Consider the following 6634-nt stretch of genomic DNA (forward strand, 5'->3'; position numbering starts at 1 on the left):
TTGGGTGCAGTTCAAAATGTACTATCTTTTTTTATTTTCTACTTTATCTATATTTTAAACAATTGGATTTCGCTCTGGTGTACCTGCTTTACGCGGATATACTTTAGGTGTTGCTTTTTCTTTTTTGATATAGACAACAGCTCTTTTATCTTCCAATTCAGGGAGTTTTACAGGCATAGATTTAACTAATTTTCCACCTAATACAGAAAATGCTTTTTGCGCTTCTTGTATTTCTTCTTCATATTGACGACCTTTTAAAGCGATAAAAGTACCACCTTGTTTTACAAAAGGCAAACAATATTCACAAATAATAGGTAATCTAGCTACTGCTCTTGCTGTTGCTAAATCAAATTTTTCACGATATTTTTTATTTCTTGCTGCTTCTTCACTGCGTGCATGGATTACTTCTACATCTTTTAAACCCAATTCATCAACTACAAGTTGTAAAAATTTCACACGCTTATTTAAAGAATCAAGCAATGTCAATTTTAATTCTGGATAAAATATCTTTAATGGAAGTCCTGGAAAACCTGCTCCTGTCCCAACATCAATAAGACTTATCTGTCCTGTCTGTCCTGTAAATAATTCTTTTTGATAGCAACTAAGTGAGTCTACGATATGTTTTATAGCTACTTCTCTAGGCTCTGTAATCGCTGTTAAATTGATTTTTTCATTCCATTCGACTAGTAACTCATAATATCTATTAAAAGCGCTTATTTGGTTGCTAGTAAGCTCTAAACCATATTCTTTAGCTACTTCACTTAAGTCATTTACAAAGCTCATGCATTTTCCTCCTGTCGACGATATTGTTCTAAATAAACAAGTAATACAGAAATATCTGCTGGAGATACGCCAGAAATACGACTTGCTTGACCTATGGAAATTGGTCTTATCGCATTTAATTTTTCTCTAGCTTCATCGCGAAGGCTAGATACTTCATCATAATTTATATCTTCTGGCAATAATTTTTCTTCAAGTTTTTCCATGCGTTCAACTTGTTCTAATTGTTTTTTGATATAACCTTCATATACCAAAGTAATTTCTACTTGTTTTTTCACATCTTCACTGATTTCAGGAAGCTCTACGATATGTTTTAAATCATCATAGCTGATTTCTTTGCGTTTTAATAAATCCGCTGCTGTAACAGTATTGTGAATAGAGCCTAATTCAAATTCCTGCATCTTTGCTAGCGTTTCTTTATTTGGGTGAATGCGAATTTCACTCAATAATTCAATAGTATTTTTAATGCTATCACGACGTTTTACAAAGCGAGCATAACGTTCATCAGATACTAAGCCAACTTGACGACCTTTTTCTGTTAAACGTAAATCAGCATTGTCTTGACGTAAAAGCAAACGATATTCTGCACGAGAAGTCATTACACGATATGGTTCGTTAGTACCTTTAGTTACTAAATCATCAATCAAAACACCAATATATCCATCAGAACGTTTTAAAATCAAAGGTTCTTTCCCTTGAATTTTCAATGCGGCATTGATACCAGCAATAAGACCTTGTGAAGCTGCTTCTTCATATCCAGATGTACCATTTGTCTGCCCAGCTGAGAAGAAACCGCTTATTTTCTTAAATTCCAAAGAAGGTTTTAATTGTAATGGATTAATGCAATCATATTCGATAGCATAACCAGGACGCATAATTCTCACATTTTCCAAGCCTGGAATAGTGCGTAAAAATTCCATTTGTACATCAATAGGCATACTTGTGGACATACCTTGTACATACATTTCTTCAGTATCTAAACCTTCCGGTTCGATAAATAACTGATGACGTTCTTTATCTGGGAAACGCACAATTTTTGTTTCAATAGATGGGCAATATCTAGGACCTACACCAGTGATAATACCATTTGCCATCGGTGCACGTTCGATATTATCTCTGATGATTTTATGAGTCTGTTCATTTGTATAAGTGAGCCAACAAGGAACTTGTTCACGAGTTTTTACATCGCTCATAAAAGAAAAATTATGAACTTCATCATCACCAGGTTGAATTATCATTTTAGAAAAATCTAAAGAACGACGGTCTACACGAGCTGGTGTACCTGTTTTAAAACGCATGAGTTCAACACCAGCTTTTAATAAACATGAAGATAATTTTATAGCTGCTCTTTGACCATTAGGACCGCCATCATATGTATTTTCACCAATGATAATGCGTCCTTTTAAATATGTCCCAGAAGCAAGCACTACAGCCTTACAAGTATAAACTTCACCAGTTTCTACTACAACACCTGTTACTTTATTATCTTCAAACAAGATTTCATCTATCAATAATTGTTTTACATCGAGATTTTCTTGCAATTCACAAGTATGCTTCATTGTATTTTGATATAGTTTTTTATCTGCTTGTGCTCTCAAAGCCTGTACAGCAGGGCCTTTACCAGTATTGAGCATACGGTACTGAATACAAGTTTTATCAGCATTTACGCCCATTTCTCCGCCTAAAGCATCAATTTCACGGACTAAATGACCCTTAGCTGGGCCACCTACAGATGGATTACATGGCATCATTGCTATATTATCCATATTCAAAGTTGTAAGTAAAGTATTACAACCCATACGAGCACTAGCAAGAGCTGCTTCTACGCCAGCATGACCTGCACCAATAATAATTACATCATAATTGCCTGCAATAAACAAAAAAATTCCTCCTATTTCAAACTATATCGTTTTATTTACCTATGCAAAATTGACTAAATATCTGGTCAATAATATCTTCATCTACTGTATCGCCTGTTATTTCTCCCAATTTTTCCCAAGCAGAGCGAATATCTATGACAATAAAGTCTTCTGCCATATCCATTTCAATAGTATTTAAACAATCCTCTAAATATTTTTGTGCTTCTTTTAACGCATTAGCCTGACGCACATTATTTACAAAAACGCCTTCAGCTTGTTTTACTGTACCACTATATACGCGATTTACAATCTCTTGCTCTAATTCTTTTATGCCATCATTGTTGAATGTAGATATCTGCATATATTTAAAATTGCCCTGCAAACGTTTTTGTAAATCTTCTATATCTAAAACACAAGATAAATCATTTTTAGTAAGTAAAACTATGCCTTCTTTACCTTGCAATAAATTAATAATTTCTTCATCTTCTTTTGTTAAATCAGAAGATGTATCAAATAAAGCTAAAATCAAATCTGCCTTTTGTACATAAGACATGGATTTTTCTACACCAATTTGTTCTACTTTATCTTCTGTTTCACGAATACCAGCTGTATCTATAATCTTTAAAGGAACTCCACCGATATTTGCATATTCTTCTAAACTATCTCTTGTAGTCCCTGGAATATCTGTTACAATCGCTCTATCTTCACGCAAAAGTGTATTTAAAAGGCTAGATTTACCTACATTTGGCTTACCAATGATAGCTGTTACTAAACCATCACGCAAAATTCTACCAGTATTAAACGTAGATAACATTTCTTCTATGCGATTTTTTATACTTCTAACCTTTGCACTAGCTTCATCTTTTGCCACATCTTCGATATCATCTTCTGGAAAATCTATGGAAGCTTCTAAATGAGCTATGACTTCTAAAATATCATGGCGCATAGCTTTGATTTCATCAGAAAATTTACCTTGAAGATGACCTGCTGCCATGCGAAGTGAAGCATCTGTTCTCGCTTTTATGATGTCCATTACAGATTGAGCTTGTGATAAATCCAATCTACCATTTAAAAAAGCACGTTTTGTAAATTCACCTGGCTCTGCCATTCTAGCACCATTTTGCAATGCCAATTCTAAAATACGGCGAACAACTAATGCACCACCATGACTTTGAATTTCCACCACATTTTCTTTTGTATAAGAATTAGGTGCCCACATTGCTATACATAAAGCTTCATCAATGACATTGCCTTTTTCATCTACAATCTTACCATATACAACTTTATGACTTTCAAAATTTTCTACAGTCAAATCCTTTTTGGCACATTTAAATAACTTACTAGCAACAATTCCAGAATTTTCACCACTGATGCGAATAATACCTATGCCACCTTCTCCAGGTGGTGTAGAAATTGCTACAATAGTATCATTTTCCCCAAAGTTTTTCATCAAAAATCCTCCAATTAGACACAAAAGGACTGCCCCAAATAATATAAACAATTGGAAACAGCCCTTTCACAGCTTTATTTTCACTATTAAATTACTAAATCTTCGTTTTTATTATGTTTAATATCCACAACTATTTTACGATGAGGTTCAACACCATCACTGTAAGTTATGATATCAGCATAATCTTGAAGTGCCATATGAATAATTTTACGTTCATGGCGATTCATTGGCTCTAAAACTACTTTTGTGCGATATTTTCTAGCTTTATTAGCTAATCTTTCTGCTAATTGACAAAGTGTTTCTTCACGGCGTTTACGATAGTTTTCCACATCTAGAACAATGCGAACTCTCGCACCTGTAACATTTTTATTAGCAGCCATATTTGTTAGATACTGCAATGAATCAAGTGTCTGACCATGTTTACCAATCAATACACCTAAATCATCACCAATGAGATTGAATTTATAATTTATATCTTCTTCAATACATTCAATCTGTATATCTTTGTGCATGGATTTGAAAATCTTCTTTAAAAATTCTTGACCTTTTTCCAATGGTGTTAATTCCTTTTCAGTTGCTCTTATTTTAGCAACTCTAGCACCAATTAAACCGAAAAAGCCCTTTGAAGGTTCTTCTAATACTTCAAAAATAACACGTTCTTGAGGCAAATCCAATTGACTTAAAGCCAATTTTTTTGCTTCTTCAATGTCTTTACCAGTTACTTCGATAACTCTTGCCATATATTATGACCCCTTTTTTGCAGAAGTATCTTCATGTCTATACATCCACCACTGCTGCAATATCTGCATAATATTATTGACAATCCAATAAATAACTAAACCAGCTGCAAAATTACAACTAATCCAACCAATAAATAAAGGCATTACTACAGACATAATCTTCATCTGCATTTGCATCTGTGGAGAACTAGAAGCTGAAGATGTTTGTTTTTGTACTACATAAGTACTTATTGCTGATAAAACAGGCAAAATGTAGTATGGGTCTGGATTAGATAAATTCATAATCCATAAAAATGTTGGATCTCCACCATAATCAATGCTTTGAAGAGCATAAAACATTGCCATCAAAATAGGCATCTGAGCTAAAAGTGGCAAGCAACCAGCTAAAGGATTTACCCCAGCATTTTTATAAAGCATACCCATTTCCTGTTGTAATCGTTTTGGGTCATTTTTAAACTTATCTTGAAGTTTTTTCATTTTTGGTTGCAATTCTTGCATTGCCTTCATAGATTTTACCTGTTTTACAGTCAACGGATAAAATGCCATTTTTATAATAATAGTCAATACTATAATTGCCACACCATAAGATTCCAAACCTACTGTGCTTAGAAAATCATGGAAAATCCCCAAGATAAATTCTAATAACTGCACAATTGGATTAAAAATAGAAGAAATAAAATCCAAATCATCACATCCTATAAGTAAATTTCAAATTACCAACGAATAACCATAAATAAACATCTATTTTACAGGGTCGTATCCACCTTTATGAAAAGGATGACAACGCAATATACGTTTTATTGCCATCCAGCCACCGTGAACGACACCATATTTTTCTACCGCAATTAAGGCATATTCTGAACAAGTCGGAATATAGCGACAGCAAGGCGGTTTCAATGGAGATATAAAATTTCGATAAAATAAAATCAAACCAATGAAAATCCGCTTCACTTTTTTTCAACCTCTTTTTTCAAAATGTTAGCACGCTTACATAGTGAATAAAATGATTTCTCTAAAGCTGTAGATTTTAAATCTACAGCTGCCGCTCTGCCTACAAGTAAAAGACAATAATCATCTTTTATTTCACGACGATGTAGTCTATATACTTCTCGAAGCAATCGCTTTACGCGATTTCTAGTAACAGCATTTCCAAGTTTCTTACCAGCAGCAAAAGCCACTTTGTGAGAAGGGTGAAATGCTTTGCAATAATACATAACCATGTTCTTATTTGCTAAAGAACGGCCACAACGATAAATTTTTTGAAAATCACTATTTTCTTTAACAATGAGTTTCTTTTGCAAACTATATTTCATGTTACCCTCACTTGGGAAGTTAATCTGGCGTTTATGCTCATATATATTAAGCAAAATACAAAAAACTAAATCATTCCCAGTTGTAGAGATAGTGAAAAGCACTATCTCTACTTATGACAAAAGGAAAAAGAGGCCACCGTAGTGACCTATTATTATGCGGATAACTTATGTCTTCCTCTAGTACGTCTTCTTTTTAAAACAAGGCGACCACCTTTAGTTTTCATACGTTGACGGAAACCATGAGTTTTCTTTTTCCAATGAGTATTTGGCTGAAATGTCTGTTTCAATTTTCACACCTCCTTAAAAAACACCATAATAGTTCAAATTATAGCTATTAGAATTATAGACTACTGCTGTTTTTGTGTCAACAGATTTCAAAATACTTGTTGATATATCATGCTCATTTTGATAATATATTTATGCACTTATCCACAGGTTTTGACAAATTCTGTGGATAAGTTTTATAAAAAATTTTAAGAAAGGATTATCTCC

Annotated in this window: 8 protein-coding genes; all 8 read right to left on the reverse strand. The window is 33.5% G+C overall.

Translation table 11 applies throughout. From position 1 onward, the window contains the following. Window positions 1–54: 54 nt before the first annotated feature. The 8 genes from rsmG to rpmH all read right to left on the reverse strand — a co-directional run bounded on the left by rsmG (window position 55) and on the right by rpmH (window position 6429). Complete coding sequence (rsmG, locus tag GXM21_RS12505) at window positions 55–783, reverse strand: 16S rRNA (guanine(527)-N(7))-methyltransferase RsmG (protein ID WP_008539241.1); 729 nt, start codon at window positions 781–783, stop codon at window positions 55–57. Further along, window positions 780–2660 (reverse strand): tRNA uridine-5-carboxymethylaminomethyl(34) synthesis enzyme MnmG, encoded by a 1881-nt coding sequence (mnmG, locus tag GXM21_RS12510; RefSeq protein ID WP_008539239.1) that lies wholly within the window; start codon window positions 2658–2660, stop codon window positions 780–782. Before mnmG ends, rsmG begins: the two co-directional genes overlap by 4 nt. A gap of 31 nt (window positions 2661–2691) precedes the next feature. Next, on the reverse strand, window positions 2692–4089 hold the full coding sequence (gene mnmE, locus GXM21_RS12515; protein ID WP_008539238.1) for a tRNA uridine-5-carboxymethylaminomethyl(34) synthesis GTPase MnmE: 1398 nt from the start codon (window positions 4087–4089) through the stop codon (window positions 2692–2694). 86 nt (window positions 4090–4175) lie between these two features. Then, window positions 4176–4829 carry an RNA-binding cell elongation regulator Jag/EloR gene (gene jag, locus GXM21_RS12520; RefSeq protein ID WP_008539237.1) on the reverse strand — a complete coding sequence of 218 codons (654 nt, stop codon included), beginning with the start codon at window positions 4827–4829 and terminating at the stop codon, window positions 4176–4178. Window positions 4830–4832: 3 nt separating this feature from the next. Then, window positions 4833–5513 carry a YidC/Oxa1 family membrane protein insertase gene (locus tag GXM21_RS12525; RefSeq protein ID WP_008539236.1) on the reverse strand — a complete coding sequence of 227 codons (681 nt, stop codon included), beginning with the start codon at window positions 5511–5513 and terminating at the stop codon, window positions 4833–4835. A gap of 57 nt (window positions 5514–5570) precedes the next feature. Beyond that, window positions 5571–5780, reverse strand: a complete 210-nt coding sequence (yidD, locus tag GXM21_RS12530) for a membrane protein insertion efficiency factor YidD (RefSeq protein ID WP_008539234.1) — start codon at window positions 5778–5780, stop codon at window positions 5571–5573. Beyond that, window positions 5777–6142, reverse strand: a complete 366-nt coding sequence (gene rnpA / locus GXM21_RS12535; RefSeq protein WP_008539232.1) for a ribonuclease P protein component — start codon at window positions 6140–6142, stop codon at window positions 5777–5779. The genes yidD and rnpA overlap by 4 nt, the downstream gene beginning before the upstream one ends. Window positions 6143–6294: 152 nt before the next feature. Then, window positions 6295–6429, reverse strand: coding sequence for a 50S ribosomal protein L34 (gene rpmH, locus GXM21_RS12540; protein ID WP_008539230.1), 135 nt, complete (start codon window positions 6427–6429; stop codon window positions 6295–6297). Between the last annotated feature and the right edge of the window lie 205 nt (window positions 6430–6634).

The organism is Megamonas funiformis (assembly GCF_010669225.1).
GTDB lineage: Bacteria > Bacillota > Negativicutes > Selenomonadales > Selenomonadaceae > Megamonas > Megamonas funiformis.

Bases quoted from the DNA above. Each gene is read 5' to 3' on its own strand.
- rsmG (WP_008539241.1), bottom strand. From the start codon at position 783: ATGAGCTTTGTAAATGACTTAAGTGAAGTAGCTAAAGAATATGGTTTA.
- mnmE (WP_008539238.1), bottom strand. From the start codon at position 4,089: ATGAAAAACTTTGGGGAAAATGATACTATTGTAGCAATTTCTACACCA.
- jag (WP_008539237.1), bottom strand. From the start codon at position 4,829: ATGGCAAGAGTTATCGAAGTAACTGGTAAAGACATTGAAGAAGCAAAA.
- rnpA (WP_008539232.1), bottom strand. From the start codon at position 6,142: ATGAAATATAGTTTGCAAAAGAAACTCATTGTTAAAGAAAATAGTGAT.